Origin of the sequence: Paraburkholderia sp. HC6.4b (genome assembly GCF_014200875.1) — a bacterium.
GTDB classification, from domain to species: domain Bacteria; phylum Pseudomonadota; class Gammaproteobacteria; order Burkholderiales; family Burkholderiaceae; genus Paraburkholderia; species Paraburkholderia tuberum.
The window spans coordinates 78,156-98,807 of sequence record NZ_JACHDC010000002.1; the positions used below are offsets into that span (position 1 = coordinate 78,156).

13 protein-coding genes are annotated in these 20,652 nt (G+C 65.9%); 8 read left to right on the forward strand and 5 right to left on the reverse strand.

Features of this window, described 5'->3' with window-relative positions:
- Positions 1-57: 57 nt before the first annotated feature.
- Positions 58-909, forward strand: a complete 852-nt coding sequence (locus HDG34_RS02675; protein ID WP_184057502.1) for a LysR substrate-binding domain-containing protein — start codon at positions 58-60, stop codon at positions 907-909.
- A 39-nt stretch (positions 910-948) separates the two neighbouring features.
- On the opposite strand, the gene HDG34_RS02680 is transcribed toward HDG34_RS02675, so the two are convergent.
- On the reverse strand, positions 949-1,623 hold the full coding sequence (locus HDG34_RS02680; RefSeq protein ID WP_184057505.1) for a hypothetical protein: 675 nt from the start codon (positions 1,621-1,623) through the stop codon (positions 949-951).
- Between the two features lie 187 nt (positions 1,624-1,810).
- On the opposite strand from HDG34_RS02680, the gene HDG34_RS02685 reads away from it, so the two are divergent.
- Both HDG34_RS02685 and HDG34_RS02690 read left to right on the forward strand, forming a co-directional pair.
- Positions 1,811-2,173, forward strand: a complete 363-nt coding sequence (locus HDG34_RS02685) for an MbcA/ParS/Xre antitoxin family protein (RefSeq protein WP_184058011.1) — start codon at positions 1,811-1,813, stop codon at positions 2,171-2,173.
- Positions 2,170-2,871: an RES family NAD+ phosphorylase gene (locus HDG34_RS02690; RefSeq protein WP_184057507.1), complete on the forward strand. Its 702-nt coding sequence runs from the start codon at positions 2,170-2,172 to the stop codon at positions 2,869-2,871. Before HDG34_RS02685 ends, HDG34_RS02690 begins: the two co-directional genes overlap by 4 nt.
- Positions 2,872-2,908: 37 nt before the next feature.
- On the opposite strand, the gene HDG34_RS02695 is transcribed toward HDG34_RS02690, so the two are convergent.
- The 4 genes from HDG34_RS02695 to HDG34_RS02710 form a co-directional block, all read right to left on the reverse strand.
- The gene (locus HDG34_RS02695) at positions 2,909-3,646 is read right to left on the reverse strand and encodes a metallophosphoesterase (protein WP_409259238.1); all 738 of its coding nucleotides are present in this window, start codon (positions 3,644-3,646) and stop codon (positions 2,909-2,911) included.
- Between the two features lie 188 nt (positions 3,647-3,834).
- A complete protein-coding gene (locus HDG34_RS02700) occupies positions 3,835-5,265 on the reverse strand; it encodes a cytochrome c (protein WP_184057511.1) in 1,431 nt (476 codons plus the stop codon).
- A 20-nt stretch (positions 5,266-5,285) separates the two neighbouring features.
- Positions 5,286-6,887 (reverse strand): GMC family oxidoreductase, encoded by a 1,602-nt coding sequence (locus HDG34_RS02705; RefSeq protein ID WP_184057513.1) that lies wholly within the window; start codon positions 6,885-6,887, stop codon positions 5,286-5,288.
- Between the two features lie 109 nt (positions 6,888-6,996).
- Positions 6,997-7,623: a sugar dehydrogenase complex small subunit gene (locus HDG34_RS02710; protein ID WP_184057515.1), complete on the reverse strand. Its 627-nt coding sequence runs from the start codon at positions 7,621-7,623 to the stop codon at positions 6,997-6,999.
- A gap of 336 nt (positions 7,624-7,959) precedes the next feature.
- Between HDG34_RS02710 and HDG34_RS02715 the strand changes: the two genes are divergently transcribed.
- The 5 genes from HDG34_RS02715 to glgX all read left to right on the forward strand — a co-directional run bounded on the left by HDG34_RS02715 (position 7,960) and on the right by glgX (position 20,600).
- A complete protein-coding gene (locus HDG34_RS02715; protein WP_184057517.1) occupies positions 7,960-8,622 on the forward strand; it encodes a DUF1345 domain-containing protein in 663 nt (220 codons plus the stop codon).
- Between the two features lie 529 nt (positions 8,623-9,151).
- Positions 9,152-12,604, forward strand: a complete 3,453-nt coding sequence (locus HDG34_RS02720) for a maltotransferase domain-containing protein (RefSeq protein WP_184057519.1) — start codon at positions 9,152-9,154, stop codon at positions 12,602-12,604.
- Positions 12,601-16,068 carry a maltose alpha-D-glucosyltransferase gene (gene treS / locus HDG34_RS02725; RefSeq protein WP_184057521.1) on the forward strand — a complete coding sequence of 1,156 codons (3,468 nt, stop codon included), beginning with the start codon at positions 12,601-12,603 and terminating at the stop codon, positions 16,066-16,068. The genes HDG34_RS02720 and treS overlap by 4 nt, the downstream gene beginning before the upstream one ends.
- Positions 16,061-18,271 carry a 1,4-alpha-glucan branching protein GlgB gene (gene glgB, locus HDG34_RS02730; protein WP_184057523.1) on the forward strand — a complete coding sequence of 737 codons (2,211 nt, stop codon included), beginning with the start codon at positions 16,061-16,063 and terminating at the stop codon, positions 18,269-18,271. The genes treS and glgB overlap by 8 nt, the downstream gene beginning before the upstream one ends.
- Before the next feature lie 115 nt (positions 18,272-18,386).
- Positions 18,387-20,600 carry a glycogen debranching protein GlgX gene (gene glgX, locus HDG34_RS02735; protein WP_184057525.1) on the forward strand — a complete coding sequence of 738 codons (2,214 nt, stop codon included), beginning with the start codon at positions 18,387-18,389 and terminating at the stop codon, positions 20,598-20,600.
- Positions 20,601-20,652 lie beyond the last annotated feature (52 nt).

The following is a 20,652-nucleotide window of genomic DNA, read 5'->3' on the forward strand; positions in this document are numbered from 1 at the left end:
GCGCGCTCAATCATAATAAACAGATATCTTTGTCTATTTCATCCATTTCCATCCGAAATGAAAGTCCTCGATCTCGATGCGGTGCGCGCCTTCGTGCTGGTCGCCGATCTGCGCAGCTTCACGCGCGCCGCGGACGCGCTCGACACCACGCAATCGGCCGTCAGCCTGAAGCTGAAGCGACTGGAGGCGCACCTGGGCAAGCAGTTGCTGGAGCGCACGCCGCGCATCGTGCGTCTGTCCGCCGACGGCCACGCGTTTCTCGGCGCCGCGCGCGAGTTGCTGAACGCGCACGAGCGCGCGCTCGGCGCGCTGTCGGTGGAGCGGCGGCGGCTCGTGCTCGGGCTCAGCGAGCACGTTGCGGGCTCCGATCTGCCGCACCTGCTCGGCCGGCTCAACGCGCACGATCCGGGCCTCTTGGTCGAGTTGCATATGGGCACGTCGGCGGCGTTGCTCGCGCAGTTCGACGAACGCCGGCTCGATGCGGCGATCGTCCGCTACGGCGCCGACGAACCGCCGCGCGAAGACGCGCAGACGCTGTTCAGCGAACCGCTCGGTTGGCTCGCGACGCCGACATGGCTGCCGCGAGTCGGTGAGCCGCTAGCGCTCGCGCTATTGAGCCCGCCGTGCAACGTGCGTGAGGTCGCGTTGCGCACGCTGACGGTGGCGGGGTTCGCCTGGCAGGAGGTGTTTGTGGGTGGTGGCGTGGCGGCAGTGGGCGCGGCTGTGGCCGCTGGGCTCGCCGTGTCGCCGCTCGCGCGTCGGGTTGCGCCGCGCGGTCTGATCGACGTCGGCGCGCGGCTCAGCCTGCCGGCGCTGCCGGAATCGCGTGTGACGCTGCATTCGCGCGTGCGCGAGGCCCGCTCGGCGGAAACGCTGCGGCTGCTTGCAAACGGCCTCGCCACGGCGTGACGCCACGACCGATGCCACACCCCGCCGCTCGAAGCAGCCTTAGTGGATGATCGGCGGCAGCGAACCGCTGCTGGCGGTCGCCGGATTGGGCACGGAGCCCATCGGCGCGATGTCGCTAACGTTTGCGGACGCGTCCGACGAAGTCCGCACGGGCGGTTTGATCAGATTCGCACGGGAAATCGCGGGCTTCGCCGCGACCTTATCCACATGCGGACGCGCGGTGTGAGCCGCCGCGAAATCGGCGTGCACGACCTTGCCCCGAGCCGGCTTCGCGTGCGCCAGTTGCACATGTGGCTGCGCGTGCTTCGTGGTCTGCGCGGTCACGGTCGGGTGCGACCGGTTCGGCCCCGACGCCGCGACTTTCGTACCGCCTTTCACGTTCCCGCCCGCCACGAGATGTTTCTCGCCGTTCCCATGCGCCGCGAGTTTGCCGCCGTGGGCCGCGCCGGCCGACGCGACATGGGTTGCCGCGTGCCGGGCGCTCGCCGTCTGCCGCGCATGCGCACCAGTTTTGGTCTTGATTCCGCCCTTGGCGCCCGCCTTCACTTTCACCGCCTCGGGTTTTTTTCGCGCGTGCGCCTGCCGGGTAACGTGTCCGCTCGCGATATGCCCGCTCGCCTCCGGTGGATTCCACACTTCCGCATAACCGGCAGCCAACGCCACCTCCGACACACACCACACGGCCAGCGCCGCTGCTACTGCTCGAACCCGCATCTGCTGCTTCTCCTGATCGACGACTGCCAAAACGAGCCGGGATTATATTCTCTTGCAAAAATCCACTTTTGGACTAATATCATTAAAAAGTACACATAGGGACTTACCCGCAATGACTCACGCTGCCCGAATTTCCTCGCCCGAGGCATCGCCGCGACGATCGCTTTCGGAACCCACGCTGACGCAGATGTCCGCGGCCGGTCTGCGTGCGTTCTTCAACATCGCGCGCGACTGGAACCTGAGCGCCGACGAGCAGATCGTGCTGCTCGGCAAGCCGGGCCGCTCGACGTTCTTCAAGTGGAGGGCGACGCCCGAGACCGCGCGCCTCAGCCACGACACGCTGGAGCGACTGTCGCTGCTGCTCGGCATCTACAAGGCGCTGCAGATTCTGCTGCCGCAGCCGAGCGCCGCCGACACCTGGGTCAAACGTCCCAACAGCGCGCCGCCGTTCGGCGGCAAACGCGCGCTGGACCGCATGCTGGCGGGCAACATCAGCGATCTCGTGGCCGTGCGCCAGTATCTCGACGCAATGCGAGGCGGCTGGGCGTGACACAACCGCAATGGCAGGACCGCTGGACCAGCGCAGCGCTCGATTGGTCGCCCGCGTATCGCGTGATTCCGACGCGCTTTCCGGCCATCAACCTGTTCGATCGGGTCGCATCGCCGGAGGATTTCGACGCGCTGTACGCGCTCGAAGCGATGACCAACGACCGTCTGCGCACCGAAATCGGCGAACTCGATCTGGTGCCGCGCGAGGAGCGCCGTTTCGGGCCCGGCTACGGGCCGATCATGGCCGCGCTCACGCATCTGAATCCGCTCGGCAGCCGCTTTTCCGACGGCACCTACGGCGTGTTCTATTGCGCGCGTTCACGCGCGACTGCGATCGCCGAAACACGCTATCACACGGGTCAGTTTCTCCAGGCGAGCGCCGAGCCGCCGATGCGTCAACAGATGCGTCTCTACACGGTAGTCGCACAAGGCAGCGTGGTCGACTTGCGTCGCGACCCCGAGTTCGATCCCGCCGTGCTGTCGCCCGACGACTACCTTCCCGGACAGGCGCTCGGGCGCGCGGTACGCGCGGCGGGCGCGCCGGGCATCGTGTATCCGTCGGTGCGCGACAGCGCTGGCGAATGCCTCGCGGCGTTCCGCACGATGCTGCTGCGCGACTGCCATCACGCGGCATACCTCGAATACAACTGGAACGGCAGGAGCGTCGATATGGTGTTCGAGTTGAATCAGGTCGGGTGACAGAAGAGCGGCGAAGCAGCGCGGGGACTTCAGCCGTTCAAGGCAAGGCCAATTCCGCCGCCCCTTCCGCGCGCGCGGCCTCGACCGAGATCGACCAACGACGCAACGCCTGCGGCTGCACGATCGTCAACGTGCCGTCCGGCCCGAACGCGCCCGTATCGATGAACACTTGCGAGCCGATCTGCGTGATGTCGCGCACCGGCGTATGGCCGCAATAAGTCAGCGACAGCCCACGCTGCCGCAGCGGATCGCCGTTGCCCAGCGCGAGCTCGCGACCCCACAGCAATTGCTGGCGCGTTTCGGCCGAATAATTGCCCGCGTCGAGCTCGGCGTCGGAGCCGAAAAATTCGGCGTGCAGAACGTTGAAGCGCGCCTTGCCGCTGCCGATCACGCGCACGAGCGGCAGCGTGCGCAGATGCTCGGCGTAATAGCGCAGACGCTCGTCGGGCACGTCGGCCGCCCACGCGCCGCCGATGCCGTACCACCACTGCCGCCGCAAGCGGCCGTCGGCGACCGCACACAGCGCGTCCTCGTGATTGCCGAGCACCGCATGGAACCACGGCTTCTCGAGCAGCGCGAGCGCCTGCTCCGAGTGCTCGCCCCGATCGACCAGATCGCCGACCGAAAACAGCCGGTCGCACGTCGGATCGAACGCGATCTGACGCAGCAGGTAGCGCAAAGCGTCGACGCAGCCGTGCAGATCGCCGACCACGAAATCGCGGCCGGCCTCGTTGGCGTCGTGATGCTGAACGAAGTTGGCGGGGGTGGAATTCATCCCACCATGATAATGCGGCCGACGCGCACGCGTATGCGGGGTGCCTATCGTATCCGCGCGCTTCATCGAGCAAGAAAGACATCGAACGACGCAAAAATGACGCTGAAACGCCACATTTGCGGTATGCGTTACCGGAAATGCACGTTTGCGCGAGTCACTCCTGGCGCGCGCCCGAGTCGTCCCGCGCGCTATTGCAGCGTGCGCAGCTTCGCCACCTGGTCGGCCGCGATCGTCGCCTGCGGATTGCCGAACTGTTTCGTCACGTAGTTGGTGATCGCCGCGATCTGCTCGTCGTCGAGATGGCCGCTGAACCCGGGCATCAGCACGTCCGCGTGCGCGGTCGTGCGATTCACGCCGTGCAGAATGACCAACGCGAGATTGTTCGCGTCGTTCGCGCCGACCGTCGAGTTGTGGATCAGCGACGGATACGCGCCCGGCGCGCTCGCGCCCACGCCCTGCCCGGTCCAGCCATGACAGGTCGCGCAATTGGCGACGAACAGCTGCGCGCCGTTCACGCCGGTGATCGCGGTGCCGCGCATGGCGGTGACGTCGCTGGCCGGCTTGCCCCATTGATGACGGGGACGCGCGTCGCCGCCGCTCACGGCCGGCACCGAGCGCAAGAACACGACGATCGAGCGCAGATCCACCGGCGTCAGGAACTGCGTGCTGTTCGCGACCACTTCGCCCATCGGGCCGGCCGCGTTTGCGCGGCTCGGCGCCGCGCCGGTCGACAGATACGACGTGAGTTCGTCGTCGCGCCAGTCGCCGACGCCGCTCAGCTTGTCCGGCGTGATATTGAACGCATGCCAGCCGGCCTGCACCGCACCGGAGAAACGCGCGCTCGACTTCAGCCCCTGCATGAAATTGCGCGGTGTATGGCATTCCTCGCAATGCGCGAGCCCTTCGACCAGATACGCGCCTCGGTTCCATTCGGGGCTCTGTTTCGGGTCCGGCACGAAGCGCCCCTCGGTGAAGTTGAACAGGTTCCAGAACACCATTAGCCAGCGCTGATTGAACGGGAACTTGAGGCTGTTCGAGGGCGGCGTGTAGTGAATCGGCGCGAGCGTGTTCAGATACGCGCGAATCGCGAGCACGTCCTGTTCGGTCACGCGTGTGTAGGCGGTGTACGGGAACGCCGGATAGAGCCGCTCGCCGCCTTTGCCGATGCCTTCGTGCATCGCGCGCATGAAATCGGCGTCGCTCCATTGGCCGATGCCGGTGTCGGGATCGGGCGTGATGTTCGGCGTCACGATCGTGCCGAACGGTGTGCTGATCGGCAGGCCGCCCGCGAATGGGCGCGACTTGTCCGCCGTATGGCAGGCCGCGCAATCGGCAGCACGGGTCAGGTATTGGCCGCGCTTCACGAGTTCGCCATTGGCGGCCTTGCCGGCGAGCATGGCCGGGCCGCCGACCGCAGCCTGCGCCGCGTCGTCGGCGCGCGCCTGGGTGATCGGCATTTCGTCGGTCGAGTCTGCGTCGGGGCCGTGCGACTCGTGCCACGCTATCGACAGCGCAAGCAGCGAAAACGCGGCCGCGAGCGCCGCGCCGCCGAAGCGGCGGCGCTGGTTGACGTGCATCAGCACAGGGTCCGGCTGCGCGCGACAGGTTTTCTTCGTCATTGTGGCTCTCCGGTCGGCGCTCAGATTTCGCGCTTCAGCTTGTCGCCCAGTTTCAGCGACAGTGCAGCGATCGTCAGCGTGCAGTTCACCGACGCGGCGGTGGGCATCACGCCGCTACTCGCGATGAACAGGTTCGAATGATCGTGCGTGCGGCAGTCCGCGTCGACGACCGAACTCGCCGCATCGCTGCCCATGATCGTCGTGCCCATGATGTGATTGTTGGGCGCGAAGCTGTCATCGAACGAGACCTCGGTGCCGCCGAATAGCGTCGCGATCTGCGCATACAGTTCGTGCGTATTGGCGGCGCTCTTCTTCACGTAGTCGTTGATCGAGTAGTAGATCTCGGGCTGAGGATTCCCGAGCGCGTCCTTGTGATCTGCCGACGGCACGATGCGGTTCTGCGGCTCCGGCAGATGTTCGTGAAAGCTGTTGATGTTCAGCGTGCGCGCCGCGCGGTCGCGAATCTGCCGGTCGAGCTCGGCGCCGGTCAGGCCTTTTTTCAGCAGGTCGGCGGTGACCCCCATCGTCGGCACGCCATTCGACAAATGCAGCTTCTTCGCCGCGTGATCGGAGCGGAATGCGCCGTCGCGGAAGTTGACGATCGAGGTCATCTCCATCGGGCCACGGCCGGGCCACAGCGGTTCGTTGGCGAGAAACGTGACGCCGGTGCCCGGATGGTCCATCAGGTTGCGGCCCACCTGATCGGAGCTGTTGCCGACGCCGTGCGGGAATTTGTCGGAGGTCGACATCAACATCAGCTTCGGCGTTTCGATGCCGTTCGCCGCGAGCACGAACAGCTTGCCGGTGACGCGTGTGCCATTGCCGTTCGGGTCCTTGTAGTGGACCGCGGTGATGAGCCCTTTGTCGTCCGCTTCGATGCGATACACGACCGCTTCGGGAATCAGTTTCGCGCCGGCCTGCTCGGCCTTCTCCGCGTGAATCACGCCGTTGTACATCGCGGCGATCGGGCAGATCGGCATGCAGTTGTTATTGCCGCAGCAGGTGGGCCGCGCATCGTACGGTCGGCTGTTGCGCGCGACCGGTTCGGGCACGACCTTGAAGCCCTGCGCATTGAGCACGTGGCTGAACCGCTGATCCATGTACGAAAGTGGCAGCTGCTGCATCGGATAGGGCTTCGAGCGCGGCGAACCGAGATCGATCGAACTATCGGGACCGGACACGCCGAGCTGCACTTCGGCGGCAACGTACCACGGCTCGAGCGTTTCGTACGGATACGGCCAGTCGCGCCCGACGCCATACAGCTTGCGCAACTGGAAGTCCGACGGCAGCAGCCGCCACGCGGCGGCCGCCCAGTGCCAGGTCGTGCCGCCGACCAGCCGCACGTATTGTGAGTTGTACGGATAATCGCCCTTCTGGATCAGGTAGTTATTCGCGGGCGCGTACTCGGGATGCGGCGCGTAAGGCGTCGACGGATACGGCGTCGCGAAGTCGGACTTCGCCGGCGAGTTGCGGAAGTTCTCGACGATCTGCCAGCGCGGAATGCGCGGCCCCGCTTCGAGCAGGATCACCGACGCGCCCGCCAGCGCCAGCTGATGCGCAACCAGACTGCCGGCGACGCCGGAGCCGACCACGACGATATCGGCGGATTGTGTGTTTGCCATCGTTTCTCTCTTCGATGCCCTGCCTGTTGCGGGCTTTGTTCGTGCGACGCTTGCGGGTCCGGCGTGCTGGTTGCGCTGCTGGCGTGGCCCGCACGCGGGCTCGCGCGGCTCACGCGGGCGTCGGCTTCTGCGTCCAGTAGAACGGCACGTCGCGGCAATAGGAGGGAATCGTGAGCACGTCTTGCACGGGCTCGAACATCAGCGCCTTTTCAAACGCGATCACCTGGACGTGCGGCATGTCGCCGACGAGGCCCAGGTACCACGCGCGCATGATTGCGCCGACCGTTTTCGCGAGCGCGGGCTGGTCGGTCTGCAGCGCCTGTGTGACCGTATCGGACGGCACGCCGCCGTGGCCTTGCAGCCACGTGTTGAGCGCCGCGACGTTCTGCGCGAACTGGTTATCGGCACGCGACAGCGCATCGTAGACACGTTGGCCAAGCACGGTATCGAAACTGCTACGACCGGTGAGGTGTTGCGAAAGCGCGAGGAAGGCATCGAGTCCGCCCCCGGCTGGCCGCGTATCGGCGAAGGCGGGCGCGATCCACGACAGCGAACGGCTCGCGCCGGCGAACGCGAGCGCCGCGGCCGTCGCGCACGAGCCGAGCACCCAGGCCCTGCGCGAAGCGGAAAACGACGGCGGCAAGCCGGTGAAACGTGTGGCATTGCGATAAGACTTCGCTCCTTGCCGATGCGTCACGTGGGGATGCGCATCGTTATCCTCAGGAACATCTGTCATGGGGGCTCCAGATGATGAGTCGTTCTCGACGAGCAGCGCGGCGAGGGCATGATGCCGTTCGCCTGCCGCTTCGTTTGCTCTTCCCCAAACCTGGTCTTACGCCGCTTCAGCGGTCTCGTATCCGTGCGCGTGATTCACGCGCGCCGCATGTGCGGTGTTGCATGCATGATTGCAACGATTGCTGCCGTTATCTACCAATCGCCTTTCAAGTGAAAGCGGCGCGCAAGGCCGCCGCGAAAGACTATAGCCTGTGACCCACCATTCGACAATCGGTCCGCGTTGCACGCGTAGAATCCGCGACACCGACTGCCCTACACTTCGTCGTTCATCGAGTCCATGTCCATCAACTACTATCCCCAGCTTCTTCGCAATCGGCCCCGCACGGTGATCGGCCTCGTGATCGGGATCGTCGTCGCGTTCCTCGTGCCCGGTCATACGAGTCCGATCGCCCGCACACTGATCGGCTGGGACGCGGCCATCTGGAGCTACCTGCTGATGATCTGGGCGCATATGGCTCTTGCCGACGAGCACCGCGTGCGCGAATACGCGATGCGCGACGACGAAAACGCGGGCGTCGTGCTGGTCGTCATCTGCGTCGCGACGATCGCGAGCGTCGCCGCGATCGTGCTCGAACTCGCGTCGGCCAAGGGCGCGGGCGGCGCAACGACCGTCTGGCACTACCTGCTGACCGGTCTGACGCTGATCGGCGCATGGTTTCTGATTCCGACGATCTTCACGCTGCACTACGCGCGCCTCTACTTCGACACGGACGCGCAAGAGACCGCGTTGAAGTTTCCCGATCACCATTTGCTGCCGAACTACTGGGACTTCCTGTACTACTCGTTCACGATCGCGGTCGCGTCGCAGACTTCCGATGTCGTGTTGCGCTCACGCGAAATTCGTCGCGCGACGCTCGCCCAATCGGTCCTGTCGTTCTACTTCAACGTCGCGGTGCTCGGCCTGTGCGTGAACATCGCGGCGGGTCTGCTGGGTTCGTGACACGGCCGCTGCGCGGCGTTCGGATGAATTTCATGCGAATGCCACGCGCGTGCCACATGGCTGCCACGCGAGCGGCACCCAGGCTTCACGCGTCCGCTTGAACCGCATTCCGTGCAACGCGGGGCCGCCCGTGTAAAACCGGCCCCACACCACCCCGTTTTACATGCCGGCCACCCGCGGCGTGCGTAACAATGCCCGCATTATTGCGCGCGCTCCGTGCGCGCGCGCACCTTCGGCACCCGCCATCTCACCGTAACCTCGCCGTTTCCGCGCTAGCGCGGTGCCCGGCTGCCCGCGTTGGCACACGGTTTGCTCCTTTCCGCGACGAGTGACGACCAGTCCCGCGAGACCGGCGTCTGGCGTCAAAGCACCCGCGACTGGCCAGCGGCGCGACGATCTTTGCACTACATTGACCAGTACGTGCCCCCGCTGACGCATCGCGCGGTATCCGGCTCGGGAAGCCCAATGAGCGCTGTGATCGCATGCCAAGTGCATCCACACCGCAGCAGGACAACTCTGGAAACGACCGATGGAATCTCCAAACGGGTACGCGCCGCGGATTTACTTTTTTCATTCTCTTCTCGTCGGGCCCCTCGATGCCTGGCCCGCGCAGTTCGCTCATGCGGCCGGGCTCGGCTTCGATCATGCGTTGATCGGCGGGCTGTTCGAGCCCGGCCAGGCCGGCCATGGCCAGGTGGTCGGCAATCACGCTCGGCTGCATCCGGTGTTCGAGGCGCAGCATTCGGTGCACGACGCCGTGCGCATGCTCGCCGATGCCGCGCGCCGCAACAACCTGACACTGCTGGTCGATCTCGTGATCGACCGCATGGCCGCCGACGGCGTGCTGTACAGCGAGCATTCGGACTGGTTTCACGCGCGTGAGTCCGAGCTCGCACGGCTCGATCCGCGCCACGTGCATCGCGAAGACAACGTTGCCTACGCGAATTTCGACGACCCCGCGACGAGTGCCTCGCTGAGCGTCTGGTGGACCCAGCAACTGCTCGCGCTCGCCGAGGCGGGTGTCGGCGGCTTCCGTTTCGATTCGCCGCATCGCGTGCCGGCTGCCGCATGGCGGCACCTCGGCGATGAAGTGCGAGCGAAGCATCCGCGCGTGCGCTTTCTCGCGGCAACGCCGGGCCTGTCGCGCGGCGATCTGCCCGGTCTCGAAGCAGCCGGCTTCGACAGCGCGTTTTCGTCGGTGCGCTGGTGGGATTTCCGTTCGAGCTGGATGGCCGAGGAGCATGCGGCGCTCGCGCGCGTTGGTGCGCCGATCGCCTTTCCCGAAGCGCCGTACGGTACGCGCCTCGCCGCCGAGCTGAGCGACGTGCATGATGCTGCGATCGTCGAGCGGGCGTATCGACGCGCGCTGTTCACGTCGGTTGCATTGGGCAGCGGCTGGATGATGCCGATGGGCTTCGAATACGGCATCGCCGAACCGATGTCGCAAACGCGCGGCGACGCCGCGCAGTTCGCCCGCGCCGCGCAGTCGCGCCGCTTCGATCTGAGCGCCGCCGTCACCCAGGCCAACGACTTCGCGCGCAACACGCCAACACTGCACGCGAACGGTGAATTGCGCCCATTGAGCGGCCCCGGCGCATCGGCCGCGGTTCTGCTGCGCGGCGACGCAGCCGATCTGCGCGACGCCGGCGAAGCCGTTCTGATCGTCGTGAATCCCGAGCTCGGTGCGCCAGTGCGTGTCGATCCCGCGCGCTTCCTCGCGGGCGTGCCGGGCAGCTTTACGCGCTTCGCGCCGCTCGACGCGCGCGGCCGAACCGAACCCGCGGCACTCGTGCCGTTCGCGCTCGCGCCCGGTGCGGTGCGGCTGCTGCGCGCGTTCGCGGAGCAGCCGATCTGCCTCGCGCCGCCGATCGACAAGGCGAACAGCAAGCGCAGCGGCCGCAAGACAGTGCTCGACGCGATCGAAGCGCCGCGCGTCGCGATCGAGAGCGTGTCGCCGTCGGTGGAGAACGGTCGCTTCGCGGCCAAGCGCAGCGTCGGCGAGCGCGCGGAAATTCGCGCGGCGATCTTCGCCGAAGGTCACGACAAGATCGCGGCCGCCGTGCTGTGGCGCGCGGCCGACGAAACCGCGTGGCACGAAGGACTGATGTCGCCCGCGCCGCCGGCCGGGCTCGACTTGTGGAGCGCGCGCATTCCGCTCGAGCGGATCGGCCGCTACGAGTTCACCGTGATCGCGTGGCGCGACGACTTCGCGTCGCTCGTCGAGCACATCCAGAAGAAGCTGAAGGCGAACCAGACCGTCGAGATAGAACTCGACGAAGCCGCGCATCTGTTCGCGCTCGTGCTCGCCGAAGTCGAGACGACCGAAGGCGCCGACAAGGAGCCGCTCGAACACATCGTGCGCGACTTCCAGAAGGCCGACGCCGAACAGAAGCTCGCAGTGATTCTCGCGCCCGCCACAGCGAAGGCAATGACCGCTGCGCGCCATCGCCCGTTTCTGAGCCGCGACCCCGTGATCTACAAGATCGACGCGGAACGCACGGCCGCCTATTTCGCGAGCTGGTACGAGATCTTCCCGCGCTCGATGAGCGACGACGAGTCGCGCCACGGCACGTTCGCGGACGTGAGCGCGAAGCTGCCGCGCATCCGCGACATGGGCTTCGACGTGCTGTACTTCCCGCCGATCCACCCGATCGGCCTCGCGAACCGCAAGGGCCGCAACAACACGCTGACCACGCAGCCGGGCGATGTGGGCAGTCCCTATGCGATCGGCGCCGCCGTGGGCGGTCACACCGCCGTGCATCCGCAACTCGGCACGCTCGACGATTTCAAGGCGATGCTCGCCGCCGCGCATGCGCATGGCCTCGAGATCGCGCTCGACTTCGCGATCCAGTGCTCGCCCGATCACCCGTGGCTGAAGGAGCATCCGACGTGGTTCGCGTGGCGCCCCGACGGCACGCTGCGCTACGCCGAAAATCCGCCGAAGAAGTATCAGGACATCGTCAACCCGGACTTCTACGCGCACGACGCCAAGCCCGGCCTGTGGCTCGCATTGCGCGACGTGATCCTGTTCTGGGTCGACGCGGGCGTGCGCATCTTCCGCGTCGACAATCCGCACACCAAGCCGCTGCCGTTCTGGGAATGGATGATCGCCGACGTGCGTGCGCGCCACCCCGACACGATCTTTCTCGCCGAAGCCTTCACGCGGCCGCGCATGATGAACCGGCTCGGCAAGATCGGCTTCTCGCAGTCGTACACGTACTTCACGTGGCGCGAGTCGAAGCGCGATTTCACCGAGTACATGGGCGAACTCACGCAGACCGGCGCGCGCGATTTCTATCGGCCGAACTTCTTCGTCAATACGCCGGACATCAACCCGCGCCATCTGCAATCGCAGGGACGCACGGGCTTTCTGATCCGCGCGGCGCTGGCCGCGACACTGGCCGGCCTGTGGGGCGTGTATAGCGGCTTCGAACTGTGCGAGGCCACCGCGCTGCCGAACAGCGAAGAGTATCTGGACTCCGAAAAGTATCAGTTGCGGGCGTGGGACTGGCACCGGCCCGGCAATATCGTCGGCGAGATCACCGCACTGAACCGCATCCGTCGCGCGAATCCGGCGCTGCAAACGCATCTCGGTCTCACGTTCCTCGCCGCGCACAACGACCACATCCTGTGCTTCGAGAAAGCGACCGAATCGCGCGACAACGTGATCGTCGTCGCGATCAATCTCGATCCGTTCAACGAACAGGGCGCGGACATCGAGTTGTCGTGGGACACGTTCCAGCGCTGGCATCTACACGATCACGCCACGCTCGAAGTGATCGACCAGATGACCGGCGCACGCTTCGAATGGCACGGACGCTGGCAACACGTGCGGCTCGGCTCGGGCCAACCGTTCTCGATCTGGCGCATCGCGCCGCTAGGCGGCCTGCCCGCCGATCGCCCCGAGGACAGCGACCACGATCCCGACAGCGCTCCTCACGCAGACGCTGTCAACCCAACCTGGATGGAAGGTGGAACATGAAGCGCGACGATCCAGCCCAAACCGCGCACGAGGCGCAAACGGCCGTGGCCGTCGGCACCGCGGCGAAGGTACGCACGCGCCGCCGCGGCAAACCCGCGGCCCTCAGCGACGATCCGCTGTGGTACAAGGACGCGATCATCTATCAGGTGCACATCAAGTCGTTCTTCGATGGGAACAACGACGGCGTCGGCGATTTCCCCGGTCTGATGGCCAAGCTCGACTACATCGCCGAGCTCGGCGTCAACGCGATCTGGCTGCTGCCGTTCTATCCGTCGCCACGCCGCGACGACGGCTACGACATCGCCGACTACCGCAACGTGCATCCCGACTACGGTCAGCTCGCGGACGTGCGGCGCTTCATCCAGGAAGCGCACGCGCGCGGCATCCGCGTGATCACCGAGCTCGTCATCAACCACACGTCGGATCAGCACCCGTGGTTCCAGCGCGCGCGGCGCGCGAAGCCCGGCTCGAACTATCGCAACTACTACGTGTGGTCCGATACCGATCAGAAGTACGCGGAGACTCGCATCATCTTCATCGACTCGGAGCCGTCGAACTGGACGCACGATCCGGTTGCGGGCGCGTACTACTGGCACCGCTTCTACTCGCACCAGCCCGATCTGAACTTCGACAATCCGGCGGTGTTGAAAGAGGTGCTGCAGGTGATGCGTTTCTGGCTCGACATGGGCATCGACGGGCTGCGGCTCGATGCGGTGCCATACCTCGTCGAACGTGAAGGCACCAACAACGAGAACCTGCCTGAGACGCACGAGGTCCTGAAGCGGATTCGCGCGACCATCGACGCCGAGTACCCGAACCGGATGCTGCTCGCCGAGGCGAACCAGTGGCCCGAGGACGTGAAGGAGTATTTCGGCAACGAAGACGAATGCCATATGGCGTTCCACTTCCCGCTGATGCCGCGCATCTACATGTCGATCGCGAGCGAAGACCGCTTCCCGATCACCGACATCATGAAGCAGACACCGGAACTCCCCGAATCGAACCAGTGGGCGATCTTCCTGCGCAATCACGACGAGCTGACGCTCGAAATGGTCACTGATTCCGAGCGTGACTATTTGTGGAACACCTATGCGAGCGATCGCCGCGCACGTTTGAATCTCGGCATTCGCCGCCGTCTCGCGCCGCTGATGGAGCGCGACCGCCGCCGCATCGAGCTGATCAACTCGCTGCTGCTGTCGATGCCCGGCACGCCGGTCATCTACTACGGCGACGAACTCGGCATGGGCGACAACATCCACCTCGGCGACCGCGACGGCGTGCGCACGCCGATGCAGTGGTCGTCGGATCGCAACGGCGGCTTCTCGCGCGCCGACCCTGAGCAACTGGTGCTGCCGCCCGTGATGGGTACGCTGTACGGCTTCGACGCGGTCAACGTCGAAGCGCAGAGCCGCGACCCGCATTCGCTGCTGAACTGGACCCGCCGCATGCTTGCGACGCGGCGCGCGAAGCAGACCTTCGGACGCGGCACGATCCGCTTTTTGAAGCCTGAAAACCGCAAGATTCTCGCGTATCTGCGCGAGATGCCCGGCGCGGCGCCGATCCTGTGCGTCGCGAATCTGTCGCGTGCGCCGCAGGCGGTCGAGCTCGAACTGTCAGAATTCAACGGCTTCGTGCCGATCGAGATGACCGCCGATTCGGTGTTCCCCGCGATCGGCCAGCTGACCTATCTGCTGACGTTCCCGCCCTACGGCTTCCTGTGGTTCATGCTGTGCGAAGGCGGCGGGCGGCCGACATGGGCGCAGGCGCATTCCGTGCCGCTGCCCGAGTTCGTCACGATCGTGATCCGCGAAGGGCAATCCGGGCCGACACCCGAAAACGTGCGGCTGCTGGAATCCGAGGTGCTGCCGTCGTGGCTGAGCCGGCGCCGCTGGTTCGCGTCGAAAGATCAGAAGATGCACGCGGTGCGGCTCGCCGCGCTGACCACGATCCCGAACGGCGGCTTCGCGTTCACCGAAATCGAAGTGGACGTCGGCAACCACACCGAACGCTACGTGGTACCGATCGCGCTCACATGGGGCGGCGAAACCACCACGCCGCTGTTCCTGCAATTGGCGCTTGCGCGCGTGCGGCGGGGCCGCACCGTCGGCCATCTGACCGACGCGTTCTCGCTGCCGATCTTCGCGCACAACGTGCTGCGCAAGCTGCGCGAGCGCGCGGTCGTGCCGACCGTGCAGAAGAGCGAGATCAAGTTCCTGCCGACCGAGCGCTTCGCCGAACTCGACGCTCTCGGCGAGCGGCCCGAGATTCGCTGGCTCGCGGCCGAACAAAGCAACAGCTCGCTGATCGTCGCCGATGCCGCGGTGCTGAAGCTGGTGCGGCGGCTCGTCAGCGGCATCCATCCGGAAGCGGAAATCAGCCGCTATCTGACGCAGCTCGGCTATGCGAACACCGCGCCGCTGTATGGCGAAGTGGTGCGCGTCGATCCCGAGGGCGTGCCGCATACGCTCGCGATCCTGCAGGGCTTTATCGACAATCAGGGCGATGCGTGGAACTGGTCGCTCGACTATCTGCGCCGCTCGGTCGACGAACTCGCGATCGCGATCGACACCGAAACGCAGACCGTACCCGATCGCACGAACGAGTCGATTCTGCTGGACGGTTACGGCGAACTCGCGGGCATCATCGGCCGCCGGCTCGGCGAGTTGCACGTCGCGCTCGCCACGCCGAGCGACGACCCCGCGTTCGCGCCGGAACCGGCCAACGCCAAACAGGTGAAGGCATGGGTCGAGGCGGCGAAGACGATGCTCGCGGCCGCGCTCGATCTGCTCGCGCCGCGCATCGCGGACATGAGCGACGCGGACACGAAGGGGCTTGCGCAAAGTCTGATCGATCGCCGCGCCGCGCTCGTCGAGGCCGTCGACAAGCTGGTGCCGGGCGACGCGGGCGCGTTGCGCATCCGCATCCATGGCGACTTCCATCTCGGCCAGGTACTGGTCGCGCACGGCGACGCGTACCTGATCGACTTCGAGGGCGAGCCCGCGCGTTCGCTCGACGAGCGTCGCCAGAAATCGAGCCCGTTGCGTGACGTGGCCGGTCTGATGCGCTCGTTCTCGTATGCGAGCGCAGCCGCGCAATCGACCACCGAAGGCGCGCCGCAACAGACCGCCGATCGCAAGCGCGCGCTGTTCGAACGCTTCCGCGCGCACGCGACCAGCGCGTTCCTCGCGGAATATCGCGCGGCCGCCGCGCAGTCGCCGACACCGCTCGTCGCGCCCGAATCCGAGGAAGCGCTGCTCGATCTGTTCCTGATCGAGAAGGCCGCCTACGAAATCCGCTACGAAGCGGCCAACCGACCGGCGTGGCTCGGCTTGCCGGTGCGCGGCCTCGCGGCGCTCGTGAGCCGGCTGCTCGGCGACACCGGTGCGCCGCCGCACAGCGTTCCGTCAACCCAGGCGCCTGGCGCGGCCACGCCGCCTAACCCGGCCGAGGGCGACTATGAGTGAGCATGATCCGGCCGCAGGCCTTCAACCCGTCGATATCGACGCGCTCGTCGAAGCGCGTCACCCCGATCCGTTTTCGCAGCTCGGGCTGCATCAGACGGACGCGGGGCCGATCGTGCGCGCGCTGCTGCCGAACGCCGCGCACGTCACCGTGATTTCGCGCGCTGATGGCGCGACGCTCGGCGAACTCGAACAACTGCGCCCTGGCCTGTTCGCGGGCCGCATCACGTCGGCGATGCCGTATCGCTTGCGCATCGACTGGCACGGTGTGGTGCAGGAAGTGGAGGATACCTATTCGTTTGCTCCGGTGCTCGGCGACGAACCGCTCGAACGTCTCGCGCGCGGTGATCCGTACGCGGTGCTCGAATGTCTGGGCGCGCGGCCGGTCGACGTCGACGGTGTGCCGGGCGTGCGCTTTGCGGTGTGGGCGCCGAATGCGCGGCGCGTGTCAGTGGTCGGCGACTTCAATGCGTGGGACGGCCGCCGCCATCCGATGCGGCTGCGTCACCAGGCGGGCGTGTGGGAGCTGTTCGTGCCGCGTGTCGGCGCCGGCACGCGCTACAAGTACGAGCTGCTGTCGCGCGACGGCCATCCGCTGCCGCTGAAGGCCGACCCGTGCGCGATGCAGACGGAAAAGCCGCCGGGCACCGCATCAATCGTCGCACACGTCGACGAGATCGAGCAGTTTCCATGGAGCGATCACGAGTGGATCCAGTCGCGCGCCGACAAGCAGACCGCGCGCACGCCGATCACGATCTACGAAGTGCACGCGGAGTCGTGGCTGCGCGTCGCCGAGGAAGGCCAGCGTGGTCTCGTCTGGGAAGAGCTCGCCGAGCGGCTGATCCCCTATGCGAAGAGCATGGGCTTCACGCACATCGAATTTCTGCCGATCGCCGAGCATCCGTTCGGCGGTTCGTGGGGCTATCAGCCGCTCGGGCAGTTCGCGCCGTCCGCGCGCTTCGGCAAGCCCGAGCAGTTCGCGCGTTTCGTCGATCGCGCGCACGAAGCAGGCCTCGGCGTGATTCTCGACTGGGTGCCCGCGCATTTCCCGAACGACGCGCATGGCCTGATCGATTTCGACGGCACGCCGCTCTACGAGCATGCCGATCCGCGCGAAGGCTATCACCAGGACTGGAACACGATGATCTACAACCTCGGCCGCAACGAGGTCAGCGCGTTCCTGATCGCGTCGGGGCTCGCGTGGTTGAAGCGCTATCACGTCGACGGCCTGCGCGTCGATGCGGTCGCGTCGATGCTGTATCGCGACTACTCCCGTGCGGCCGGCGAGTGGGTGCCGAACATCTATGGCGGCCGCGAGAATCTCGAATCGATCGCGTTCCTGAAGCGCTTGAATCACGAGGTCCGCTATGTGCCGGGCGCGCCCGGCGCGATCACGGTCGCCGAGGAATCGACCGCATGGCCGGGCGTGACCGCGCGCCTCGCGGACGGCGGCCTCGGCTTCGACTTCAAGTGGAACATGGGCTGGATGCACGACACCCTGCACTACATGCACGAAGACCCGATGTATCGCCAGTATCACCACCACAACATGACGTTCGGCATGGTGTACGCATATTCCGAGCACTTCGTGCTGCCGCTTTCGCACGACGAGGTGGTGCACGGCAAGGGCTCGCTGCTCGGCAAGATGCCCGGCGACCGCTGGCAGCGTTTCGCTAATCTGCGCGCGTACTTGGGTTTCATGTGGACGCACCCAGGCAAGAAGCTGCTGTTCATGGGCGGCGAATTCGGCCAGATGGCGGAGTTCGACCATGACGGCTCGCCGCATTGGCATCTTCTCGACGATTCGAACCACCACGGCGTGCAATTACTGGTGCGCGACCTGAACCATCTGTATCGCAACGAGCCCGCGCTGCATCTGCTCGACAGCGAACCGGGCGGCTTCGAATGGTTGATCGGCGACGACAGCGGCAACAGCGTGTTCGCCTATCGGCGCACCGACGGCGCGGGCCAGGAGTTCGTCGTGGTGTGCAACATGACGCCGGTGCCGCGGCTCGGCTATCGGCTCGGCATGCCGCGCGGCGGACGCTGGGTGGAAGTGCTGAATACCGATGCAGGCGTGTACGGCGGCTCGAACATGGGCAACGGCGGGCTGATTCATTCTGACCATGTATCGAGCCACGGCAGGCCACATTCCGCCGCGCTGACCTTGCCCCCGCTCGCGACGATCGTATTGCGCGCGGACTGAGAAAACGTGCCGTAACCCGGGCGCGCGGCGCACAGGCAGCCGCCGCGCGCCCGTTGCATGAAGACCCAGGCAGACCCGAGCTCTAGCTCGACAATCAGAACAGGAAAGGGAAATCATGTCGCATGCGTTGCCCGAGCGGTTGCTGCCCGGCTCGCCGTATCCGCTCGGCGCGAACTGGGATGGGCTGGGTGTCAACTTCGCGGTGTTCTCGGCCAATGCGCAGAAAATCGAGCTATGCCTGTTCGACTCAACCGGCCGCAAGGAGATTCGCCGCTTCACCATGCCCGAATGCACCGACGAGATCTGGCACGGCTATCTGCCGAACGCGCATCCGGGCACCGCGTACGGCTTTCGCGCGCATGGGCCGTATCAGCCGCATTTCGGGCATCGTTTCAATCCGCACAAGCTGCTGCTCGACCCGTATGCGCGCAAGCTCGTCGGGCAGTTTCGCTGGTCCGACGCGCTGTTCGGCTATCGCGTGCATTCGAATCGCGCGGACCTTTCGATCGACCGGCGCGATTCCGCGCCCGCGATGCCCAAGTGCGTCGTGATCGACGAGGCGTTCGACTCGTCGCACGACAGGCGGCCCGACGTGCCGTGGGGCGAGACCGTGATCTACGAAACGCACTTGCGCGGCGCGTCGATGCTGCGCTCTGATCTGCGCCAGCATGAACGCGGCACGTTCGCGGCGCTCGCGTCGCCGGAGTTCATCGAGCATTTGCTGAAGCTCGGCGTGACCGCGGTCGAGCTGCTGCCCGTGCACGCGTTTCTGAACGACCGCTTCCTCGTGGAGCGCGGCCTGCGCAATTACTGGGGCTACAACACGGCAGCGTTCTTCGCGCCGGAGCCGACCTATCTGAGCACGCACCGGCTCGACGAAATGCGCATCGCCGTGCGCCAGCTGCACGCGGCCGGCATCGAGGTGATTCTCGACGTGGTCTACAACCACACTTGCGAAAGCAATGAGATGGGCCCGACCATTTCATGGCGCGGCCTCGACAATGCCAGCTATTACCGGCTGATTCCCGGCGACGAGCGTCACCATATCAACGACACGGGCTGCGGCAACACGGTCAATCTGCCGCATCCGCGCGTGCTGCAGATGGTGATGGATTCACTGCGCTACTGGTCGACCGCGTTCAATATCGACGGCTTCCGTTTCGATCTCGGCGTGACGCTCGGGCGCGAAAGCCACGGCTTCGATCCGGGCTCGGGCCTGTTCGACGCGTTGCGCCAGGACCCGGTGCTATCGCAACGCAAGCTGATTTCCGAGCCATGGGATCTCGGCCCTGGCGGCTATCAGCTAGGCAATCATCCGCCGGGATTCAGCGAATGGAACGACCGTTTCCGTGACACGGTGCGACGTTTCTGGCGTGGCGATGCCGGCCTGCGGCCCGACCTCGCCGCGCGCCTGACCGGTTCGGCCGATCTGTTCAACCGGCGGCATCGCAAGCCGTGGGCGTCGATCAACTTCGTCACGTCGCATGACGGCTTCACCTTGGCCGATGTCACCGCGTACGAGCAGAAGCACAACGAAGCCAACCTGGAAGACAACAACGACGGCCACAACGAGAATTGCAGCCGCAATTGGGGTCTCGAAGGCGCGACCGACGACCCCGCGATCCTCGCGACCCGCCGTCGCGTGTCGCGCTCGCTGATCGCGACACTGATGATCACGCTCGGCACGCCGATGCTGCTGGCCGGCGACGAAGCGCTGCGCACGCAGCGCGGCAACAACAATGCGTACTGTCAGGATAACGACCTATCCTGGATCGACTGGGACCTCGCGGATTCGCCGGAAGGTCAGCGCATGACCGAGTTCGTCGCGCGCGTGATCGGATTGCGCAAGCGCCATCCGCTGCTGCGTGAAACGCGCTTTCTGTTCGGCGACCGCGAAGTGCTGCCCGGCCTGTTCGACGTCGGCTGGTTCGACGAACACGGCGATCCGCTGACGATCGAAGCGTGGCAGGACCCGGAGGGACGCGCGTTCACGTTGCGTCGCGCGGGTCCGGGCCTGAATGGCGAAACCGAAGTATTGTTACTGATGCTCAACGCTCACGAGGAACCGCTGCAGTTCGCGCCTCCCGCGCCGCACCTGGAATGGCATGTGCTGTTAGACACGGCCGATCCGGAACGCGCGCCGCAGCGGCTCGCGACGGCCGAACTCGAGGTCGCCGCGCACGGCCTCGTGATACTCGCCGCGCAACCGACCGGTGAAGCGGATTGGCAAGCCGGCTGGGTGGCTGGCGCGCAGCACGGGCCGCGGCTGTTGACCGCGCTGCCGCCCGATCCGGGCGCGCAGACCGCAAACGATGTTGGTTCGCAATGAACGATGCACTGCGGCGACCTGGTTCGAGCATGGACAAATCGCGCCGCAGCCG

Excerpts from the sequence above, each read along its gene's own strand:
- glgB (WP_184057523.1), top strand. The coding sequence starts at position 16,061 with ATGAGTGAGCATGATCCGGCCGCAGGCCTTCAACCCGTCGATATCGAC.
- HDG34_RS02675 (WP_184057502.1), top strand. The coding sequence starts at position 58 with ATGAAAGTCCTCGATCTCGATGCGGTGCGCGCCTTCGTGCTGGTCGCC.
- HDG34_RS02705 (WP_184057513.1), bottom strand. The coding sequence starts at position 6,887 with ATGGCAAACACACAATCCGCCGATATCGTCGTGGTCGGCTCCGGCGTC.
- HDG34_RS02695 (WP_409259238.1), bottom strand. The coding sequence starts at position 3,646 with ATGAATTCCACCCCCGCCAACTTCGTTCAGCATCACGACGCCAACGAG.
- HDG34_RS02680 (WP_184057505.1), bottom strand. The coding sequence starts at position 1,623 with ATGCGGGTTCGAGCAGTAGCAGCGGCGCTGGCCGTGTGGTGTGTGTCG.
- HDG34_RS02685 (WP_184058011.1), top strand. The coding sequence starts at position 1,811 with ATGTCCGCGGCCGGTCTGCGTGCGTTCTTCAACATCGCGCGCGACTGG.
- HDG34_RS02710 (WP_184057515.1), bottom strand. The coding sequence starts at position 7,623 with ATGACAGATGTTCCTGAGGATAACGATGCGCATCCCCACGTGACGCAT.
- HDG34_RS02700 (WP_184057511.1), bottom strand. The coding sequence starts at position 5,265 with ATGACGAAGAAAACCTGTCGCGCGCAGCCGGACCCTGTGCTGATGCAC.
- glgX (WP_184057525.1), top strand. The coding sequence starts at position 18,387 with ATGTCGCATGCGTTGCCCGAGCGGTTGCTGCCCGGCTCGCCGTATCCG.
- HDG34_RS02720 (WP_184057519.1), top strand. The coding sequence starts at position 9,152 with ATGGAATCTCCAAACGGGTACGCGCCGCGGATTTACTTTTTTCATTCT.
- treS (WP_184057521.1), top strand. The coding sequence starts at position 12,601 with ATGAAGCGCGACGATCCAGCCCAAACCGCGCACGAGGCGCAAACGGCC.
- HDG34_RS02715 (WP_184057517.1), top strand. The coding sequence starts at position 7,960 with ATGTCCATCAACTACTATCCCCAGCTTCTTCGCAATCGGCCCCGCACG.